The organism is Idiomarina sp. Sol25 (assembly GCF_033052775.1).
In the GTDB taxonomy this organism is placed as follows: Bacteria; Pseudomonadota; Gammaproteobacteria; order Enterobacterales; family Alteromonadaceae; genus Idiomarina.
This window is the reverse complement of sequence record NZ_JAUPEW010000004.1, coordinates 235,510-257,097: the sequence shown is the minus strand read 5'-3', so window position 1 is coordinate 257,097 and position 21,588 is coordinate 235,510. Positions and strand designations below refer to the sequence as shown.

Genomic DNA, 21,588 nt, shown 5'->3' with positions numbered 1-21,588 from the left:
TATAGCCATAGTGAGGCAGACCGCTTTACTATAATGGGAAAACCCATGGTATGGCTAATAAAGACAACACGATATAAACAAAAGCAATTGGCACACCACTGTAGAGGAAGTGCTTCAGTCGATAGTTGCTGGCGTTAAACACCATAAGGTTGGTTTGGTAACCGTACGGGGTTATAAAACTGGCCGAAGCCGCAAAGGCTACGCCCAAAATAATGGGAAACGGGTCAACACCCATACCTTGCGACAAACTGTAAGCTACCGGAAACATCAATGCGGCAGCGGCATTGTTAGTGATAACTTCCGTGAGAATGTAAGTAATTAAGAACACACCAGCGAGTAACACAAACGGCGTATGACCCGCCAGACTTGAACGCGCAAAGTCGGCAATAGCAGCTGATGCACCGGTGTTGGTGAGTGCTTCGGCAATACATAGCGCGCTAGCCACTATCACCCAAATTTCAACCGGAAAACGGCGCTTTATTTCGTTAACGTTCAGGCAACCCGTAAATAAAAGCGCGCCAATTAAAAAGAGTACGCCGTAGAAAAGCGACGCACCAGTAACAACGGTGCCGGCAATCATGGCTAAAAAGCCGTATAAAGTTAGCTTTTCGCGCCAGCCACTCAACATATTTTCTGGCTCAACACCGCTTAATACGTAAAAGTTTTTGCTCAAGTTGGTACGCGAGGCAAAGTCAGGGCCTGTTGCTAATAGCAAGAAGTCTCCAGCTTGCAGCTTTACTTCCCCCAGTTTGCCACTAATTTTGCCGCCATCACGACGAATAGCAACAACAGCAGCGTCAAAGCGCGCCCTAAAGCCAGTGGATTTTAACGTACGCCCGGTTAACACCGACTCTTCTTTTATTATTACTTCGGTTAGCTGGTGCGTTTCTAAACCATTGTCGTCGGCGAACAGTTTTAAGCCGTCGAACTGGTTCAACGTTTTTACTTTGCTAATGTCGCCACTGAATAAAAGCTTGTCTCCTGCTTGCAGAACGTCGTAGCGTGCTACTGGCCTTAACACTTCATGCCCACCTTTGCGGACAATTTCAGCCAAGAATAAGTCTTCTAAATGACGCAGACCCGCTTCGTCGACGTGTTTACCGACTAGAGGCGAGTCATCACTAAGCTCTGCTTCAACGTAGTACTCGGTGGTTTCTTTGCTGCCATTTTCGTGGTGCGGGAGAAAGCGGCTAACAATAAACAGTGTAATAAGCCCACCGGTTAATACAATAGCCCCCACTAAGGTAAAGTCAAAAAACTTAAAACCAGCATGACCGGTATCGGTAAACATGGAGTTGACGATAAGGTTGGTTGAGGTACCAATTAAGGTTAACGTGCCGCCCATAATTGAGGCGTAAGACAACGGAATGAGCAGCCGTGAGGCGGGCACCTTTTTGTTGTTACGCACGGAGTTGAGTAAAGCCGCTACTACCGCGGTATTGTTAAGCACCGACGAAGCCAGTGCGCTTAAGCCCATGGTGCGCCAAACGCTAGCGGGCTCTGAGTTGGTAAATAAAAACCGGCTCACTTTGCGCAGCAAGCCGGTTTTTTCAAGGGCGAAGGATATCAGTATCAGCATTATGAGTGTTGCCAAGCCTTGGTTTGCGGCATTAGCAAGCAGCTCATCGGCTGAGATCCAGCCAGTAGCTAAGGTAACCAGCATCGCTCCGCCGAATATTCTCGCGCTGTACTGCTGAAATTTTATCAGCAGCACAACCATAAGAATCAGTAATCCGGTTAGAGCAAATATATCCGGCATCGAGTTATTTCAGCAGGTCTTTAGCGCCCCAATGTGGGAAGTGCTTGCGAATTAGGGCGTTAAGCTCTAGTTCGAACTCGCTGTAGTCTCCTTTCTCTTCGCCGTTGTCGTCAGACGAGAGCGCTTCGTCAACCATGCCCGCACCAACGGTTACATTGGTCATGCGGTCGATAATAATAAACGCGCCGGTTTCCTTATGACTTTGGTACGCATCAAACACGACTGGATCGTGCACGTGCAAGTCGACCAAACCAATTTCATTAAGCTCAAGCTTACCGGCCTCTTTTTCTTTCAACGTATTCACATCAATTTGGTGATGCACCTCGGTAATTTCGCCACGGGTGAACTTAGAGTTGAACTTAATGTAGTACTCACGGTGCGGCTCCAGCCCTTTTTCGTGCATCCACACGACTTTAGCGCGCATACGGTTCGACACGTGCGGTAAGTTGTCCTTGCGCACAATCATGTCGCCGCGGCTAATATCAATTTCGTCATTCAGCGTTAAGGTTACCGCCATTGGTGCGTGCGCTTCTTCTAATTCACCGTCAAACGTCACAATAGACTTAATGGTGGAAATTTTACCTGAAGGTAAGGCGCGAACCGTGTCACCCACTTTGACAGAGCCCGAGGTAATAGTCCCCTGAAAACCGCGGAAGTCAGAGTTAGGGCGGCACACCAACTGCACCGGCATACGAAACTCTTCGGTGTCCTGCGGCTGGTCAATTTCGGCGTTTTCTAAGTACTCCATTAACGTCGAGCCGCGGAACCAGTCCAGCTGTTCACTGCGGTTAACCACGTTGTCGCCTTTCAGGGCTGAAATTGGCACAAAACGAATGTCCGGAATTTCCAGCGAGCCGGCCAGCTTCAGGTAGTCGTCCTGAATTTGCTTGTAAACGTCTTGTGAGTAGTCCACCAGGTCCATTTTGTTAATGGCAACCACCACATGCTTAATACCCAGTAGCGAGCAAATGTAGCTATGACGGCGGGTCTGGGTTTGCACGCCCTGGCTGGCATCAATCAAAATCACCGCTAAGTCACAGGTTGACGCACCGGTCGCCATGTTACGGGTGTACTGCTCGTGTCCCGGCGTGTCCGCAATAATGAACTTGCGTTTGTCGGTCGAGAAGTAACGGTATGCTACGTCAATGGTAATGCCCTGCTCGCGCTCAGACTGTAAGCCGTCAACCAGTAGCGCCAAATCCACTTCGTCGCCCTGAGTACCCGACTTTTTCGAGTCTTCAGTAATAGCGGCCAGCTGATCTTCAAAAATCATTTTGCTGTCGTGCAGTAAACGACCAATAAGTGTACTTTTGCCGTCATCCACACTGCCGCAGGTAATAAAGCGCAGCAGCTCTTTGTTTTCGTGCTGTTCTAAGTACGCCAGAATGTCTTTTTCAATTAATGGTGATGCGTGGCTCATTTTAGAAATACCCTTCCATTTTCTTCTTCTCCATAGAACCCGCGCTATCGTGGTCGATAACCCGGCCCTGACGCTCTGACGTTTTGGTCAGCAACATTTCCTGAATAATTTCAGGCAAAGTTGCCGCGTCAGACTCAACTGCTCCGGTTAACGGGTAACAGCCCAGGGTACGGAAGCGCACCATCTTCATTTCTGGCGTTTCGCCGTCTTCTAACGGCATACGGTCGTCGTCAACCATAATCAAGGTGCCATCGCGCTCAACCACCGGGCGTTCTTTCGCCAGGTATAGCTGAGGAATGTCGATGTTCTCTAAATAGATGTATTGCCAAATATCCAACTCGGTCCAGTTCGACAGAGGGAACACACGAATGCTTTCGCCTTTGTCGGCTTTACCGTTGTAGATATTCCACAGCTCAGGGCGCTGGTTTTTCGGGTCCCAGCGGTGGTTTTTGTCACGGAACGAATACACACGCTCTTTTGCGCGCGACTTTTCTTCGTCGCGGCGCGCACCACCAAAAGCCGCATCAAACTTATACTTATTCAGCGCTTGTTTTAACGCCTGAGTTTTCATCACGTCGGTATGTTTGGCACTGCCGTGGCTGAATGGACCAATGCCCTGCTCTACGCCTTCCTCGTTAATGTACTCAATAAGCTCAAAGTCGTACTTTTCCGCCATGCGGTCACGAAACTCTATCATTTCGTGGAACTTCCATGTGGTGTTTACGTGCATCAGCGGGAACGGAATTTTACCCGGATAAAAGGCTTTACGAGCTAAATGCAGTAACACGGAAGAGTCTTTACCCACCGAATACAGCATAACTGGGTTATCAAATTCAGCCGCCACCTCGCGGAAAATTTGAATCGACTCGTTCTCAAGAGCCTTTAAATGGGTTAATCGTTTTTCGTTCATTCGTTGTAACTGCCTTGTCTTTTTAATTGCGCGTATTGTAGCTTGTCAGCGTGTTTTATTAAAGCATCGCACCTGATGTGAACATCAGGCTACGGCCGGGGCCTGCTGGAACATTTTGGCGTTGGTGTCTTTGTCCGAAAGCACGGGCTCGCCGTCAAGTGGCCAGTCAATGGCAAGCGTGGGGTCGTCCCAGCGCACACTGTGTTCGTCGTCGGGGGCGTAATAGTCGGTGCACTTATAACAAAACTCGGCGGTGTCGCTCAGCACATAAAAGCCGTGCGCAAACCCCGGCGGTATCCATAGCTGATGCTTATTTTCAGCGCTTAACTCGGTACCCACCCACTGACCAAAGGTTGGTTGCTTAGCACGCATATCGACCACTACGTCGAACACCCGCCCCTGAGTTACCCGCACCAACTTGCCCTGCGGGCGTTTTAGTTGATAGTGCAGACCACGCAGTATGCCTTTTTTAGACTTGCTGTGGTTGTCCTGCACAAAGTTAAAGTCGCCACAATGCTGCTGAAACTCGTTCAGCCTAAACGTCTCCATAAAAAAGCCGCGCTCATCACCAAAAACAGTGGGGGTTATCAGCTTAATATCAGGTATTTTCTGCGGTTGGTAGTTCATGGTTGTGGCTTCTTCTCCATAAGGTGCGATGTCAAATATTCCGCCAAGGTGTGCTGCAAAGCCTGCTGCCAGCTTGGCAGGGTAATGTTCAGGGCTTGCTCAATTTTTTCTACGTTTAAACGTGAGTTCAGTGGTCGCTTGGCTGCTGTCGGGTAGTCTGCGGTACTCATAGCGTCGACTTTTTTAATGGCCAAAGAGTGCCCGGCTGCTTGTGCCTGCTCAAAAATAGCGTTAGCAAACTGGTGCCAGTTCGTTTCGCCCTGCGTGGCTACGTGGTATACGCCCGTCAGTTCATGCGCCAATAATGGCCGGGTTGCCAGCGCCGCCACCTGTGCAAGCAAACGTGCAGGGGTTGGGGTGCCTATTTGGTCATTAACAATACTGAGTTGCTCACGCTGTTTTGCTAAGCGCAGCATGGTCTTCATGAAGTTATTGCCGCGGGCACTGTAGACCCAACTGGTGCGCAGAATAAGGTGGTTACAGCTTGAACCCATAATGGCACGGTCGCCGGCCCACTTGCTACGCCCGTATTCCGACAAGGGCGCTACCTTCGCGTTTTCAGTATAAGCGTGTTCGCCATTACCGGGGTACACATAGTCTGACGAAAAATGAATAAGTGCCACACGGTTATTCAGGCAATAGTCCGCCAGTTGTTTTGGCAGTAAATGGTTTAGCCTGTCGGCCAGTTCTGGCTCTGACTCGGCTTTGTCCACCGCAGTATAGGCCGCGGCGTTCGCAATAAGCTGTGGCTGGTGGTGCTCCAAATACTTCTGAACTACACTGGCGTTAGTTAGGTCGAGCTCATTACGCGTGGGCGCCAGCACTTCACCAAAAACACTAAGGCTACGTACCAGCTCAAAGCCTACCTGGCCCGAGCTGCCTGTGACTAGTATATTCATTTTCTAACTTCTTTTTATTAACGGTAATGTTAAGTAACTGCGACTCAAATGCCATTTAACCCTTTTACATAACCTTAGCTCGAAAGTTTGACCCGCAACTACTAATTACTTAAACGCGGTTTATCCGTGAATTAAAAGATTTAAGCTCTCGAGAAAAACTTAGGCTCGCAATATCATCTAAACTTTTTTCAATAAAGCATTCCGGCGAAATATTATACTTTCGAAAGTCAGTAACATTCGTATCGTGCTTTACATCCACTCCTACAAGTTTTTGAGCCTCGAAAGTATCGGCAACCAGCCCAAGCCGGTGTAGCTCTCCGTTCACACTTACTTCGTATTCATCGCCACAAGCAACCGGGAACAGCCCTGTCTTTTCTATTAGAGACTCTTTCATTAAACGATCTAAACCTCTATTTTCTTCAACAGTTTCCCATATATTAAAAGACAGGTACTCCAATAAAGCACGAGACAAAAACCGGCCAAGCCCAATCGTTTCCCCAACCCTTTGAGGCTGTAACTGATCAATAGGAGCTGAGCCATACCCTAACCAATGGCCGAAACACTTAGAAGGAACATCATAAATATACATGTCTCTGAAGCCATAGAAGTGAACATTCCTATCGAGGGCTTTTTTGTACAAAAAGAAGACATCTTTTTCTACAAAGTCGTCGGAGCCGAGAATAACCATTGCATCAAAGTCTTTAGATTTAGATGCATCCATTCCGGCTTGCCACTTTTGGGTCAATGGTTGATTATCAAACTCTACGTAATCAAACCCGTACTGTTCGCATAAGAGACGCGATACCGACTTCTCCGAGCCTACCGCTAATAACTGTAGGTCAATCGTATCTTTTAGCTCTCTTTGAATTCGACTGTAGTACTGGTAGAAGCATTCTGTTAATTCATGTCTCTTCCAAACACACGTTAAAATCAATATGTTAGGCCTATTCTTAACCTTTTTCTTTTTCTTCTCTAGAAAGCTTATAAACTCAACTAACTTCTCTTTATCTCTTGCCATAACATGCCGGTAGCAAACACTTAAAGCCGGCCAAAAATCCAAAGTCCTTTTACCTGATTTTTTACAAGAGTTTATAAATGAATCAATACTCTCCTGCATCGACTGAAAACAGCTATGCTCTGATAACTTATTAAGGACGCGTATTTTTAAAATTAACCCAACCAAGCTGTTAGGCCTTTTTACTATAAACTGCTCAATATATTTAAGAGCCAAATGATAATTTTTATTAATAATTTCACTCTCAATTTTATTGAGTTCTGAAAAATCCATAATGTTCCAATTAAGCAGAGTTAAACTTCAAATATAATTTTCTTATAGCTTTTATTAGAAAAAGCTCTATACAACGCCTAACAACAAAAATGCGACACTACGCGGCACATGTAACTCATCGCCAAACTGGTATGAGAATTTGTGAGGAGCAAATTCATAGAGTGGCAACTGCTGCAAAACTCGGTTACATTCGTTTTCTAAACCAAGTTCTTTAAATACAAAAGCTGCCATACCTATGCCCCAACTTCTCGGCGGCATAATTGGCGCGAGCCAATGATCATCTGGGGAGCTATATTCAAGCAACTCGCCACTGCCATTGATAAAAGAGCGGAGATAACTTTCCAACTCATTCTCAGCAATTTCATTCAGTCCTAAAATTTGTTTAACTTGCAGTAAACCATGCACAATAAACGAGGCATGAACAAGATCATTGAAGCGACTCTTTGGGGCATCCATGTAATGCCAGTCAACGTGGCCGTTTCTATAGACGATGTCTTTGACTACTGTTGAAGCTGTAATTCTCGCTAGTTGTCCATAAAGTTCAACCCCGAACAGCTCGTAAGCTTGAGCATAAACTCCAGCCAACATCGCGCTAACGTTATAAACCTGTTTCGCATCGCTAATGTCATCACTATACCAAAAGAACACGCCGTCTCGACTCTGACTCACACAGCCTGCGTAATAATTAAGAGATTTAATAATAACATCACGAATTTCTGCAGACGGTTCAGCCCTATACGCAGACATCAAACCCTCAACGCATATTGCAACAGTCACTCCGTAAATTGCATCAGCCCTATTTTTCTCTTTTTTACCAAACGCGGCCCATGACCAACCTAGGCCCCAACCTACGCCTGACGATGTGATGCAATTATTTATTAACCAATTAGTTGCGATTAAAAGGTCATCTTGCTTTTCACTCAATCCTGCAGCCCATGCTAGCGCGCCGTATGCCATCGCTTGCTCTACAGGTTCTTCAAAAGCTGTCTCGTTACCGACACCTGGACGAGTTGCGCTCAGCCCCTTTCGAATATAAGAATAATTAATAGGCTCATCGGGAGCGTTATCAAGTCCCATTAAAGACGACTTTATAAGTGTACGACGTAAATCTTCGTACCTTCGCTGAATAACAGGATGACTTAATAGTGATTCACTCTTTCCCAATAAAGATAGTGCTTTATCTTGGTCACCATTGCGTATCAAAAGATCTGCAAGCCGCAATACCCAGCTCGGATGTATTTTAAGTTCGAGAGCTTTATAGTAGGATGTTATTGACCCATTCAAATCTCCAAGGTTTTGCAGACAGTCCGCTAATGCGGCGTGAAAAATAGGAGTATCAGAACGGTTTTGAACTGCGAAGCGGTAATGTAAAAGAGCCTCATCAAACTCTAAACGCTTACATAAATAATCACCCTTAACTTTTCTAAGTGAGGGATTTGCGGAATTTTTCGGTGACACTAAAGCTCTATCTAGCCAAAGTTCAGCTTCTTCAAAGCGATGCGTAGCATGACAAACTTTCCACGCATTGACAAAAAACTTACCGGAGCCATCTCTAGCAGTTTTTTTCAAGTCTGAAAGTAAGTTATAAGCTTCATTCCAACCCCTGTTTCGAACAAGCACCTTGAACGTTTCAAAATTCGATTCCATTAACAATATAGTACTCTTATTAAAGTCTATGCAAACGCTCTACCAACTTTTCACCAAAATACCTTTGACGGTGCCCCGATACCACTGTTAACCTTTCAGGTTTTTTAATTTCTTTGCAGGGTTTCCAGCGACTACTATATTTGCACCAACATCTTTTGTGACGACCGCCCCAAGACCAACGATCGAGTTTTTACCGATTCGGATTTTTTGATGAGTACAAGCGTTTGGGGCAATCCAGCTATTCTCACCGACAATCACACCACCACTAATTTCGGCCCCAGCGATCACGAAAGCACCATTTTTTACTACCGCATTGTGCGCAATATGTACTAGATTGTCGAGCTTTACGTTGTCTTCAATAATTGTATCCCCCAAAGTCCCCTTGGCGATTGTGGTACACGACCCAATTTCAACATTATTACCAATGACTACGCGACCCAAATGAGGAAAACGAACGGGGAAACCAGATAAGTCACGCTCAAAGCCGAATCCACTACTACCAATTGATGAATTTGAACGAATTACAGAGTTGTCTCCAATTATTGTTCCTCTATGAATAGTCACATTCGGCTCAATAAAAACATTTTTTCCAACCTTGGACCCCTTTTCAATGACAACTCCCTCTCCAATAGTTGCCGAGTCCGAAATATCAGCTTCCTCATTATATTGATCGAAGCCAATAGTATCCTCAAGCCATGCGAGAGCCTTTATGAAAGTCATACGAGGGTTGTCGCAAAGAATAAAGCTATGCTTTACTGAAGGTTCAAGGTTTTCTGTTGGGTTAACACAAAAAATGCCTTCAAGAGAAGCTAAGTCACTACTACTTTTAGAAAACGTTAATGTATTTGCTGAAACCGTATCTAAAGAAGCAACAGCACTTATCGACGTATCGTTCCCTAAAAGCTCTAAACCTAACTCTTGGCATAACTTTGAGACCCTAACACTTTCTCTTAACTCATATTTCATTTCATTGACTCCCTGCATACTTAATAGGAATAAAAACCTTTCCCTGACTTTCGGCCGAGTTCATTCGCTCTCACCATTCGTTTTAGCAGAGGATGAACACGGTACTTCTGATCACCGGTTTCTTCATGAAGTGTATTCATAATGTCGACGACAACATCCAGCCCAATAAAATCGGCAAGCGCTAACGGCCCCATTGGATGATGAGCTCCTAACTTCATTGCCGCGTCGACATCTGAAATTTCTGCAGTATTTTCTGCTACTATACTAACCGCTTCATTTATCATTGGTATCAGCATACGGTTAACGATAAAACCCGGACTATCATTCACTATCACAGGGGTTTTGCCTAGCATCTTAATAAACTCAAGTGACTTCTCGACCGTATTCTGTGATGTATGATGACCAACTACTACCTCGACTAGTTCCATAGCCGGGGCGGGATTAAAAAAGTGAAGTCCAATAAATTGGTCTGGATAACCCGAGTCCTTTGCCAGCTCTGTTATAGATAACGATGATGTATTCGACGCAACAATGGTCGAATCCCCAACAAAATTTCGTAGTTGTGCAAAACATTCAGACTTTACCGATAAACTTTCGGCGACAGCTTCTATAATAAAATCGAATTTATCTGTTGTCTCTTCAGTGAACTTGGCGAGCTTTTTATCAACAGAAACTCGTTCGTCGTCATCGATACCGCGCTTTATGTAAAACTTAGTCAACTTTTCTGTTAACAAAGATTTAAATGTTTCGAATTTTTCAACGCCTCTTGTCTTTATTGTCACTGAGCTAACGCTTTCATTAATGACAAACAACTGGGATATCCCAAGACTCATGGTCCCTGAACCGACAATAAGTACTTTCACAATTTACCTCATCACTAATCGAATGGCCTCAAAACATTCAGCTAACTCAAAACCTACCTGCGTGCCTCGAACTGTTGCGAGTGAACGAACAAATTTTTCGTTGACATAGCTTCTACCGAATTGAGAGTGATAACACTTCAATGCATTAATTTTTTTTTCCAAATGTTCTGTTGATAAGCCGACAAAAATATCATGTTGAACTGAAAAGTTATTCCAGAGCAATTCATATCCAAATACAGATGTGCCTTTAAAAGCTCTTAAAGCCTCTTCATGAACAGTACGATGATCTTGATGAATATCCTGCGAATTTGGTACTAGAACCAAATCATAATTATTGGATTTTCTCACCTTAATCAAATCCTCGAGTACATCTTGCCTTCTGTACTCGAGTTTACGCACCGAATAATCGAGCACCGTCACATGATTTTCACTAATCCCTAAGCAGCTTGTGGCTTCAAGTACTTCCTTACGCAGTACGTCACGTTCAAAGTCTTTAGGTACCGAATCCTCCGCAGCTGAAAATGCGAGATAGTGAACTTCTGCACCCTCTTCGATTAACTTAGCTATGTATCCACCGGCACCTATTTCACCGTCATCGGTATGGGGGGCGAGTACTATTACTTTTTTGAATTTCATAATTATTCATTCCAGAGGTAAATTATTAACTTTCATAACATGGATTTAATTGTGAGAAAAACCTGCGCAAATACCTAGACTCATCGCTTTGCAAGGTATTTTCAAATTGGACCTTCCTTTTTCTATAAATTGTGTTATCTCTGATAGCGGGAGCTAACGCTTCAGGAACAATTGAAACCCAATCTTTTTCATGTGGCAGCGCTACTATTCTCTTCCCGCAAGAAAGTGCTTTCAAACCCACAAAAACATCTGCCATGTTTTCCTTCTCAAAGTCTTTGAAGCTAAGATTGAAATCACTGGTATCAAAAAACATTACACCGGTTCCACCGAACTGAACATCATGAGTTTCTAAATACTCATCCGTGCAACGAACGTTTACTAAAATCTCTCTAAACCAATCAGATGCATTTGGCTTAAAAATTTTACCATGATAGCTGAATACAGAACATTCAGGATTGCGCTGCATGAAATCAATACTGCGAGAAACATAATCTTTGGGATAAAGAAGATCATCATCTAAAGAAAAATAAAGACAATTTTTGGAGTTATCAACGAAATAAAACTTACCAGCATCACCTTTGTCTATACTTGTGTCAATCGAAGAAACTATATTAACCTTATTATCAGGGTCGCATATAAAGCTTGTATCCTTATAACCATTTTGATATATATTTAATTCATCTACTTGTTTGTAAATACTATCAACGACTTTTATTAGTGCATTCTTTCTACTTTCAATGGTAGCAAGACCTGCAACTATCTTTTTCCGAGTCCCCCCAATTGTTACTATTTTTTTGTTGTCTAAATTCTCCGTTAAACTATTATTATTTTCTTTATTTAAATAATGCTGACCTAAACAAGATACCAATTTAGCTTTTCTTTCCTTACTTTTTTGGTCTAAACTAAGCGTTCCCTTTTGACCTTCATGTCGTCTGTAATAGTAAACAAATTTATCAACATAAGAAAAATTAAGTTTTTTCACAAGAAGCTTAAAATAAAAATCAAACTCTTCAGCGTATATTATATTTTGATTCAGTCCACCAGCAACCAGGAAATCTTTCCTATTAAACATTATAGTTCCGCCATGGATTATATTTTTTTTAGCTTGGCTTTCAATGGTAACTGTTTTTTCCGAAGGACGGTATTTTTTTATCTTACCCTCTGAGTAATACTCAAAAGCATTCGCAAAAACTAATGATGAATTCTCCTTCACTGCGATCTCGTATAAGTTCTGTATACAGTCCTCTGGTAAGAAGTCATCATAGGCAGCAAGCTTTACAAAGTCTCCTCTAGCACAACTTACTGCATCATTTAAGTTTTTCGAGCATGAGCTATTATCTTCGTCTTTCGTTGATAACGAAAACTTCACTCCATAGCGCTTTGCCACTTTCTCTAGCTTTGGTTCAGAGTCAGACGCTAAAATCACTTCATAATCGTAGTCGAATTTTTGTGATAAAGCTGACTCAATCGCTTTACTCAAAAAGTCCGATTCTTTATGAGCTAAGATTATGATAGAAACTTTTATATTCGTAAGCCTATGGAACTTACCCGATAACTCTAAACCAAAGTTAGTTATCATGAGACCCTTTGACGTAGCAGGATCGCTAATATGAGATACTTTTCTCAATGCATTAGGATCAGTAACGTTTGACTTACCTTTTATATCAACTGCAAATAAATCTTGCGCTTTTAGAGTTGTACCGACCTGAGCTATCTTATTACCTTTTATAGATGCCGCTGTTGCTATTTTATCGGAGTGAACTGGCAGCAACATTAGAGACTTCTTAAGCTTTCTTTGAGCGTATCCATCCAATGAAGAATTGACTTGAATACCTTTCCACAAGTCAAAATCCAATAATTCTAGTACGTTTCTATGAAGCATTCGCCCCATTCCCACAGTCTCCCCAGTACGTTGGGGCATTTTTGATTTTACATCGCTGTATCCAGGCCAATACATTAAGTCCTTCTCTACCGAATCATAAACGTACGCATCATAAAATCCGTAGAAAACGACACCTTTTCGCAGCATACTTATGTAGTTAAAAAAAGTACTCTTATTAAGAAAATCATCTGACCCGAGTATCACTAAAGCATCGAATTCAATTCTAGATGAAAAGCTAAGCCCCTTTTGCCATTTATCACTTAGCGGTTTATTTGGCGCTTCAACGTAATGAAAGCCATAAGCTTCTGTTAGTTCCCTAGTTAAAAGACCTTCTGAACCCACTGCTACAAGATCAAGCTCTAAGTATCTTTCAAGTTCCTCCTTGAGAATGGCATAGTACCTTAAAAATTCTTTTGTCAGCTCCAGCCTCTTCCAAAGACATGTTAGTATTACAATTTTAGGCCTTTTACTAACTTTCAGTGGTTTCAAATTTTCTAGTGGATGAAGTTCATTCTCTATAGCAACTTTCATTAACCTTGAATTAAAAGTGCTAAGTATTGATAGTAACCTGTTATCTGATATCCCGGATTTGAACCATGAAACTAAAGCAGCTGTAATTTCCCCTTCCGCAATATCTAGTAACCTTTCCGAGCAATTGAGTTCCAGAAGACGTAACAGCATGCGTAGCAAACCTATAGAGCCAGGCCTCTTTTTTAAACTAGCAAGTAGAACACCTTCAGCCGTTTCATAATCCCTATTAATAAGAAGCCTATCAATTTCCTTTTCCTCTAAAACCGAATACACCTTTATGAACTCCTGTAGCCTTTGCCAATATAGATCTTTGAAGTCCTAGACAAGCTAATTGTTACAACTTCAAAATTACTGAAATAAGGCGCGAACCTTTCCATTATTTGTGTTTTATTTAAAAAAAACCTAACATGTCCAAAAGAATCAAAGTTTGGCACTGAAAATATAACTAAAGAACCAGTAGATAACTGATTGATTAACTCTAAATCTAGTTCAATATGTTCAAGAACCTCGAGTAACACATATGCGACATCCTTTGAATCTAATATATCGGTATATTCATTTACATTCTCACATGAAAATTTCATATTAGGACAACGCTCTTTAGCGAGGTCAACAGCTACCTCACTAAAATCTAGACCTAAATATTTTACGTGCGGACAATGATTCACGAAATATTCAGCAAACTGCCCAGGGCCACAGCCTATATCTATAACTTTTTTTAAGTTACTTTGATTTATTATTTCACAGACTTTCTTCCAAACTGGTACATAGACTGAGCCTTCTGATTCGCTTGCATACTTACTCGATTCTAAATATATAAAATCATAGAACTTTGAACTAACTTCAAAAAAAGCTTCTTTACCGCTTGCTACATTCGAGCTAAGTTCTTCAAGTATAGCTTTAACCGCAAGGGGCTCTTCTTTGCCCTGTTGTAGGTGCAGAAGAGCAGCCTTTTTCAAATGTTCATACGCCGCTATATATTCAGCGTTTTTTCTTAGCATATCAGCGGCAAAAGTGGCGAATCCGATTTTTTGCGAATATTCATAGTGTTCGTTAATTATCTCCTTGACGAGCTGCACTGCAACTTTGAACTCTTGCTGATCTCGGTTATACAAAGCGAGCATATGCAGCAGTATAGCCTGGCGGCCCACATATTTAATACCCGACTCTAATGTTTTGATAGCCTCTGCTGTGTTGCCAAGATTTCGTTGCGCCCGTGAGAGTTTTACACTCAATGATTCGGTGGCTCCCGAGGTAGATATAATATTGTTATACAGCCGGCTTGCGTTCTGAAATTTGTTCTGAGACATCAGTTGATCGGCTAATACTCTTTTGTGTTTTAACGTGTCTTTTTCGCCTCTGTTTAGCGAGTTAAGTGTAGCTTCGGCTTGTAATAGCTTATCACTACCAAGGCTTATAGCTTTTTTTTGTAAAGCCGTAATCCATGTATCGACAGAGTTTCCAATTGATCTCTGATTTTCTAAGTTCTCTTGGTTAATGATTGTTCGCTTGACCAACTCCGTAGATTTGGGGGTAGGAGTAGTTTGGGTAAGCGCTTTTATTAACTTTCGGATTCGGCTATCGCTTACTTCATCGCCCAGTAGGTGTTTTGCTTTTAATACACTTTTCTCGATATTCGCCCACAAGAACTTCTGAAGCATGGCTTTCTCTTGAAAGCTTTGCTCGCAAAAACCTTGAAGGTCTTGGGGAATTTTATTGTTTTTCTCCAAAAAAATGAGCCCCTCGAGTATATGGGCTAAACTCTCATTATGTGGGGTAGAACTGTTAGTCAAACGCTTAAGTTCTTGCTTGCAACCTTGCCAGTCCTCAACTAGCCAATAAAAAATAGCAAGTTTAAACTCATCGTTATTGGTCTTTCCGGACTGGCTCATTATTATGCTCGTTTTAACTTTTATCTTATGCGCTTAGACTAAAGTTGCTTCTATAACCGCAGAAACGATGACTTCCTGATCTTCTTTAGTAATATAAGGGTGCATTGGCAAAGACATTACCTGTTCAGCCACCTTGTCCCCAACAGGAAGTGCGGCTTTGCTGTCAGCAACCGCTGGCTGCTTATTCAAGGGAATAGGATAATGAACAGCAGTGGGAATACCTTTTTCTTTTAAGTGGTTCTGTACCTTTTCCCGCGACTCAACCCTTATAGTGTATTGCGCCCATGCACTGGTATTGTGTTCCACTATTTGTGGCGCAATAATGTTTTTGTTTGCCTCAAAGAGCTCTCTGTATGTATCAGCAACTGTATTTCGAGCTTCAATTTCACTGTCCAAAATGGCAAGTTTCGGGAGTAAAATGGCTGCTTGCATTGTGTCTAAGCGACTGTTTACGCCAACTCTAACGTGATGATAACGGCGATCCTGCCCATGACGTGCTATTTGTCTAATAACCTTTGCAAGTTCCTCGTCATTAGTAAAAATAGCGCCACCATCGCCATAGCAGCCTAAGGGTTTGCTGGGGAAAAAACTTGTACAAGCAATAGTACTCAGGTTACACGACTTCTTGCCTTTATATTCCGCACCGAAGCTTTGAGCTGCATCTTCAATTACGGCAATACCGTGCTTAGTAGCTATTTCATTAATAATGTCGAAATCTGCACATTGACCATACAATGACACCGGTATTATTGCTTTTGTCTTGTCAGTAATGGCAGCCTCAAGTTTTTGAGGGTCAAGATTATAGGTTGCTTCATCAACATCTACATATACCGGCTTCGCCCCCAATAGCGCAACGGTTTCAGCAGTCGCTATATAGGTAAACCCAGGTGTAATAACTTCATCGCCAGGCCCAATTCCCAGAGCCATTTGAGCAATTTGTAGCGCGTCTGTCCCGTTTGCACAGGTAATACAGTATTTTGCGCCCGTATAGTTAGCCAAAGCTTCTTCCAGTTCAAAAACTTCAGGCCCTAATATGTACTGACCGTGCTCAAGTACTTTCGCGATACCTTGCTCAATTTCACTTTTTATGCGGAGCTGTTGCGCAGCTAAATCGATAAACTGCATTACGTTTCGTCCTTTTTAGATAATATACCGTTCTTCAATGTGTACTTCGCCCCCGTGTGCTCGCAAACGCTCTCTCCGTCACCGGTCACCGGCAGGTCTAATTGTTCACCAAACTCACTCATCCAACCTATTTGCTTTGCCGGTACACCGACAACGAGAGCATAATCAGGTACGTCTTTATTAACGACAGCCCCCGCGCCAACAAACGCAAATTTCCCAATAGTTGCACCACATACAATAGTGCAATTAGCCCCTAGCGTGGCACCTTCTTTAACCAAAGTGTCGAGATATTCGTCTTTGCGTTCGACATGCGAACGGGGGTTATATACGTTAGTAAAAACCATGCTCGGACCACAAAATACATTGTCTTCAAGGTATACGTTGTCGTATACCGAAACGTTATTTTGAACTTTGCAGCCATTACCAATAGAGACTTTGTTACCAACGAACACATTCTGGCCTAGCGAAACGTTTTCCCCAACCTTTGCACCACCGCAAACATGAACAAAATGCCAAACGCGGCTGCCTTTACCAATTTTTGCACCGTCATCAACAATTGCTGACGGGTGAACGGTATAATCCATAATGTTACCTTCCTCTCAATTACAGAAGTTTTGCGAGGAATGGGTGAGCATTGTGTTCACTAGCTTGAACCGTCTTTCCATCCCGAATATGCTCGACCGTTTTAATGCAATGCTCAGCATCATCGATGCCATAACCCCGCCCCGCAAGAATCTCTTCGTAGCTGATGGTATGCAGATCTGTAAAGCCAGCAGAAAATTCAATTTGTTTTCCGTTAGCAGAAATAGAGCGATAGGTTGTTTGTTTACCCTGTACGCTCTCGGGCAAATCGTTCGCATCAATTGACAAAAACCAAGGAACTCTTGCCTTTTCATATTCTAAGTACCCTGCTGCTTTCAGATCATCACTGTAGTGAAGTTCATTCTTCTCTAGACTGCCGAAGATAAAATGCAACATATCGAAAAAGTGAACGCCGATATTAGTCGCTACACCGAATGATTTACGCGGGTCACCTTTCCAGCTCTCTAAGTACCACTTCCCTCTTGAAGTGATATAAGTGAGATCAACATCGAATTTCTGTCCTTTAGGCGCAGCGTCCACTTCTTTTTTCAAATCTAAAATGGCCTGGTGATAACGAAGCTGAAGTATGTTGTATACTTTTTTGCCAGTCTCTTGCTCGACCTTCCGCAGTTCGTCAAGTGTTTCTAATGTCGGTACTAAAGGCTTCTCGCATATTACGTCACACCCTAAACGTAATCCAGCGGCAATGTGTGCATGATGGAGGTGATTGGGAGTACACACAGAAACGTAATCAAGCTGTGTCTGTTGGTTGCGCCTTAAGCACCATGCATGCTCTTGAAAACGTTCAAATTCGGTAAAAAACTCACTATCGGGCGATATACTGTCAATAATACCGACCGAATCGTTAATATCATAAGCAACAGCTAGTTGATTGTCAGTTTCTTTTATCGCTCTCATATGACGCGGTGCTATATAACCCGCAGCGCCAATCAACGCAAAGTTTTTCATTACTACGTCCTTTACTCTTATTATTTTAAGCTTTGATGACTTTTTCGTTTGGCTCGCGGAAGATGCCTCGCGTATCGACTATTAACTTCGCTTTATCCAAAATAAGTTTATAATCAAACTTATCATGGTTGGTTGCTAAAACTACTGCGTCAAAACTTTCCAATGTCTCTGCCGTTAGGGGGTTGCTCGACAAGTCAAACTTATGAGAACGCATTTTGGGAAACTTAGGCACATGTGGGTCAGAATACTCAACCGCTGCACCTTTATCTCTTAATATTTCCATCACCTCTACTGACGGAGATTCGCGCATATCGTCAACGTTTTTCTTGTAAGCAATGCCTAATACAAGCACTCTGCTTCCATTTAAAGGTTTGCTATGTTTATTCAGTGCATCAGCAGTTTTATCCACAACATAACGTGGCATACCTTGGTTTACCTCACCCGATAGCTCGATAAAGCGAGTGTGTAAACCATATTCGCGCGCTTTCCAAGTAAGGTAGAAAGGGTCAATTGGAATACAATGGCCACCTAGACCTGGTCCTGGGTAATAGGCCGTGAACCCAAACGGCTTCGTTGCAGCGGCATCAACGACTTCGAAGATATCTATGCCCATGCGATCTGCAACTATTTTCATTTCGTTAACAAGACCGATGTTAACTGCACGGTGGATGTTTTCAAGCAGCTTAGTCATCTCTGCGACTTTTGTTGAAGTGACAGGCACAACTTGATCAATCGCTTGTTCATAGAGTGCTTGACCTACTTCAAGACAGGCTGGCGTCTGTCCGCCGACCACTTTAGGAATTGTGCGTGTTTCGAAATTTGGATTACCCGGATCTTCACGCTCTGGTGAATAAACAAGAAACGCGCTGTCACCTACAATTAGATTTTGTGCTTCCATTCGTGGCAGCAACTCTTCCTCAGTTGTTCCCGGATACGTTGTACTTTCTAGTGAGACTACATGCCCGTCTCGCAAATGTGGTGCCAAACTCTCCATCGTATTGACTACAAAGCTAATGTCGGGTTCGCGATATTTATTCAGTGGCGTTGGCACACACATAATTAGTGCATCACATTCAGCAGCCTTTGAAAAGTCGGCGGTTGCTTCAAATCCCTTATCTACGGCTTCCTGAATGCGAGCATGAGAAATGTGCTCAATTTGACTTTTCCCGTTATTCAACTCTTCTGTCTTCGCCTCGTCTATATCAATGCCGATAACTCGATAGCCAATATCAGAGTATCGTAACATTAATGGTACGCCGACATAGCCAAGACCAACGATACCAATAACCGCATCGCGGCTTTTTAACTTGCTAATTAAAGCATCTTTCAACATATATAATTCCTATCAATCTCTCTGAAATAGTTCTTTCAACAGGTCCATTTGTATTTCGATACGACGAACACTATCAGCCAAGGCATCATTTTTCTTCTTCAACTCACTATTTTGAGTTAGCAAGTTAAGGTTCTCTACACCTAGTTTTTCATTCTTCTCTTCAAGTTCTTTTGCTAGCTTTTCTGAGTCTTCCAACTTGTTTTGTAAGTTACTTATTTGTTGTTTAAAGAGCTTCTTTTCTGCAACGTATTCGTTCGACTCTGCTTCTAGCTTACTTGAATTCGTTTTAGAACTTTGGCCCTCAAAGTTTAGAGAAAGTGGTTTTTCTAAATTCATGAGTTAATCCTCAAAAAGCACATATCTCTGCTTCCTTTATTCTCGAATTCTAAGCCACGTTCGGAAATTAACTGTTGCCAATCTTCAATAGTCTTTTCTGAGGAAGTTTTATAACTTATAACCACGTCTAAGCTAAATGCGGACAGACTATTCAGAAGTGTTGGAACAGAAGCCGGGTACGACGGTTGTTTTTGTGACGCAGAAGAATTAATTAAAATAAGTACTTTGGCATCGCGCCCGTCGAGTACACTTGAGACATTCGTTAAAGCTCTCTCACAGTCATAGAATAATTCCTGACTTTGCGAGACTGGTATTAAAGGTGCATATTTCAAATCAACCAAATTTTGCAGGTTGTGCTGCTCTATACGCTGCTTTACCGAATTAAATTGTTTTTTGTCGTGCTCAAAACTTAGTACGTGCTGCGGCAAATCAAAGTCGCTAGCCTCAAAGTCGTTAGAGCCTGATTTGTTCTCTAACTGCTGGTTAGGACTATGATTATTGATTATGGCATTAGCCAAAAACTCGGTCGACTTACCGGCCCCAAATTCGATAATTAAGTCGTAACTATTATCTTCGAGCTGCTGGGTCAAAGTGACCGCAGTGACCTCGCTGAGATTAGAGTCATTTTCGTTTAAGTTGATTAAACTTTTCCCGAACGTACGCTCCAATGAAAGGCGAGCTTTAAGCTCCGTAACCTGCTGACTTGATGTTTGCGTAATATGCCGACCCAGCGCATTGGTCGCCTGCTCTAACTGTAGACGCTGCTGTTCGAACATAGAGTCCATGCGCTCATTTAGCTTAGCGAGCTGCTCGTTGTACTTTTCTGCTGCTTCGAGTTTCTTTTGTAGTTCGCTATTACGTGCTTCGACTGTTTCTGCGCGCTCAGCTAATTTATCTTTCTCCGCTAAAGCTTGGTCTAACTTAGCCTGCAAGCTATGCGCCCACTCGGCCTGTTTTTGTTTTTCTTCGTTGGCGTTACTAAGCTCAACATTAGCTTTTTCAACTTGCGCTTGCAGTGCTTCCGCGCGCTCTCTAGCTTGTGCAGCGTCGCTTTGCAGTTGCTTTTCAAGTTCACTACTACGCTTTTCGGCTTTATTCGCCCGTTCTAGTAAACTGCGCTTCTCTGCTGAGCTTTTTTCCAGCTTAGCCTGTAAGTTCTGAGCCCACTCAGTTCGCTTATGCATGGCTTCATTCGCATGCTCCAGTTCCGCGTTAGCCTGGTCGCGCTCAGCATTGGCTTGCTCTATTTGCTCTTGTGCTTGCTTTAATTCATTAGCTAATTTTCGCTCTGCCTGGCTTAACACAAAATGCAGTTTAGGGAAGTCGGGGTCGTCCACTTCTTCATTGCGGGTGTGGTACCCATTTTCCAGTAACCAGCTTTTTAGCTCTGCGGCAGTATTCGAGCTCTCAAATAACGTCTCGGCCTGAGAACCCACGCACATAAAGTTAAACACGCGCTTATAAGGTGTTTCTGAAAGGGCCTTTGCCAATTCTAACCCTTGTGCGGGTAGGTCAATAACAAGTAGGTTATTGTCGCCGGTTACATTCAAGTTGTCGAGCAGCTCTTCTAGCGGCGTGGGGGTTACTGACTCGCTACTCATTAGCTTTAACCCCGGGAACAGTGCCTTAAGTTCCGTCGCTTTATGCAAGCCATTAAACTCGGCCAGGTTGTAGTTGTACCAGGTGGCTTTTTCTGCGCTGCTGGCCACCACTTTTTGCTGAACCTCTATAGACACGCCTTGCTCTTGCAGGCTTTCTTTTACTTCATTTAACTTTTGAACGTTGTTTTCGCTGGCATCGACCACGTTCCAGTGCTTTGCCGTTAAGCTTTTGGCCAGCTGGTTAAGTTCATCGCCTTGCCCTGCGCCAATGTAGACAATATGGTCAAATGCCAGGTTACTGAATGGGTGCGTCATATGCTGT

The 21,588-nt window shown here is 43.0% G+C and carries 18 protein-coding genes; all 18 read right to left on the bottom strand.

The genetic code is table 11. The features are described 5' to 3' along the window. Positions 1-28: 28 nt before the first annotated feature. Positions 29-1,759 (bottom strand): SLC13 family permease, encoded by a 1,731-nt coding sequence (locus Q5L94_RS08475; protein WP_317498000.1) that lies wholly within the window; start codon positions 1,757-1,759, stop codon positions 29-31. A gap of 4 nt (positions 1,760-1,763) precedes the next feature. Then, positions 1,764-3,179 (bottom strand): sulfate adenylyltransferase subunit CysN, encoded by a 1,416-nt coding sequence (gene cysN / locus Q5L94_RS08470; protein ID WP_317497999.1) that lies wholly within the window; start codon positions 3,177-3,179, stop codon positions 1,764-1,766. Between the two features lies 1 nt (position 3,180). Beyond that, a complete protein-coding gene (gene cysD / locus Q5L94_RS08465; protein ID WP_317498025.1) occupies positions 3,181-4,116 on the bottom strand; it encodes a sulfate adenylyltransferase subunit CysD in 936 nt (311 codons plus the stop codon). Between the two features lie 57 nt (positions 4,117-4,173). Continuing rightward, positions 4,174-4,716: a dTDP-4-dehydrorhamnose 3,5-epimerase gene (rfbC, locus tag Q5L94_RS08460; RefSeq protein WP_317497998.1), complete on the bottom strand. Its 543-nt coding sequence runs from the start codon at positions 4,714-4,716 to the stop codon at positions 4,174-4,176. Then, a complete protein-coding gene (gene rfbD, locus Q5L94_RS08455) occupies positions 4,713-5,615 on the bottom strand; it encodes a dTDP-4-dehydrorhamnose reductase (protein WP_317497997.1) in 903 nt (300 codons plus the stop codon). The genes rfbC and rfbD overlap by 4 nt, the downstream gene beginning before the upstream one ends. A gap of 109 nt (positions 5,616-5,724) precedes the next feature. Further along, a complete protein-coding gene (locus tag Q5L94_RS08450) occupies positions 5,725-6,903 on the bottom strand; it encodes a hypothetical protein (RefSeq protein WP_317497996.1) in 1,179 nt (392 codons plus the stop codon). A 66-nt stretch (positions 6,904-6,969) separates the two neighbouring features. Then, positions 6,970-8,556 (bottom strand): tetratricopeptide repeat protein, encoded by a 1,587-nt coding sequence (locus tag Q5L94_RS08445; RefSeq protein WP_317497995.1) that lies wholly within the window; start codon positions 8,554-8,556, stop codon positions 6,970-6,972. 81 nt (positions 8,557-8,637) lie between these two features. Then, entirely contained in the window at positions 8,638-9,516 is an 879-nt protein-coding gene (locus Q5L94_RS08440; protein WP_317497994.1) for a UDP-3-O-(3-hydroxymyristoyl)glucosamine N-acyltransferase, read from the bottom strand. 20 nt (positions 9,517-9,536) lie between these two features. Continuing rightward, complete coding sequence (locus Q5L94_RS08435; protein ID WP_317497993.1) at positions 9,537-10,379, bottom strand: 3-hydroxyacyl-CoA dehydrogenase family protein; 843 nt, start codon at positions 10,377-10,379, stop codon at positions 9,537-9,539. Between the two features lie 3 nt (positions 10,380-10,382). Beyond that, complete coding sequence (locus tag Q5L94_RS08430; RefSeq protein WP_317497992.1) at positions 10,383-11,015, bottom strand: PIG-L deacetylase family protein; 633 nt, start codon at positions 11,013-11,015, stop codon at positions 10,383-10,385. Between the two features lie 25 nt (positions 11,016-11,040). Continuing rightward, positions 11,041-13,701, bottom strand: a complete 2,661-nt coding sequence (locus Q5L94_RS08425) for a glycosyltransferase family 2 protein (protein WP_317497991.1) — start codon at positions 13,699-13,701, stop codon at positions 11,041-11,043. Between the two features lie 2 nt (positions 13,702-13,703). Next, entirely contained in the window at positions 13,704-15,320 is a 1,617-nt protein-coding gene (locus Q5L94_RS08420; RefSeq protein ID WP_317497990.1) for a methyltransferase domain-containing protein, read from the bottom strand. A gap of 33 nt (positions 15,321-15,353) precedes the next feature. Continuing rightward, entirely contained in the window at positions 15,354-16,445 is a 1,092-nt protein-coding gene (locus tag Q5L94_RS08415; protein ID WP_317497989.1) for a DegT/DnrJ/EryC1/StrS family aminotransferase, read from the bottom strand. Next, a complete protein-coding gene (locus Q5L94_RS08410) occupies positions 16,445-17,029 on the bottom strand; it encodes an acyltransferase (protein ID WP_317497988.1) in 585 nt (194 codons plus the stop codon). Before Q5L94_RS08410 ends, Q5L94_RS08415 begins: the two co-directional genes overlap by 1 nt. Positions 17,030-17,048: 19 nt before the next feature. Next, positions 17,049-17,996: a Gfo/Idh/MocA family oxidoreductase gene (locus tag Q5L94_RS08405; protein WP_317497987.1), complete on the bottom strand. Its 948-nt coding sequence runs from the start codon at positions 17,994-17,996 to the stop codon at positions 17,049-17,051. Positions 17,997-18,021: 25 nt separating this feature from the next. Then, positions 18,022-19,329 carry a nucleotide sugar dehydrogenase gene (locus Q5L94_RS08400; protein ID WP_317497986.1) on the bottom strand — a complete coding sequence of 436 codons (1,308 nt, stop codon included), beginning with the start codon at positions 19,327-19,329 and terminating at the stop codon, positions 18,022-18,024. A 12-nt stretch (positions 19,330-19,341) separates the two neighbouring features. After that, positions 19,342-19,665: a hypothetical protein gene (locus Q5L94_RS08395; RefSeq protein ID WP_317497985.1), complete on the bottom strand. Its 324-nt coding sequence runs from the start codon at positions 19,663-19,665 to the stop codon at positions 19,342-19,344. Then, complete coding sequence (locus Q5L94_RS08390; RefSeq protein ID WP_317497984.1) at positions 19,662-21,581, bottom strand: hypothetical protein; 1,920 nt, start codon at positions 21,579-21,581, stop codon at positions 19,662-19,664. Before Q5L94_RS08390 ends, Q5L94_RS08395 begins: the two co-directional genes overlap by 4 nt. Positions 21,582-21,588 lie beyond the last annotated feature (7 nt).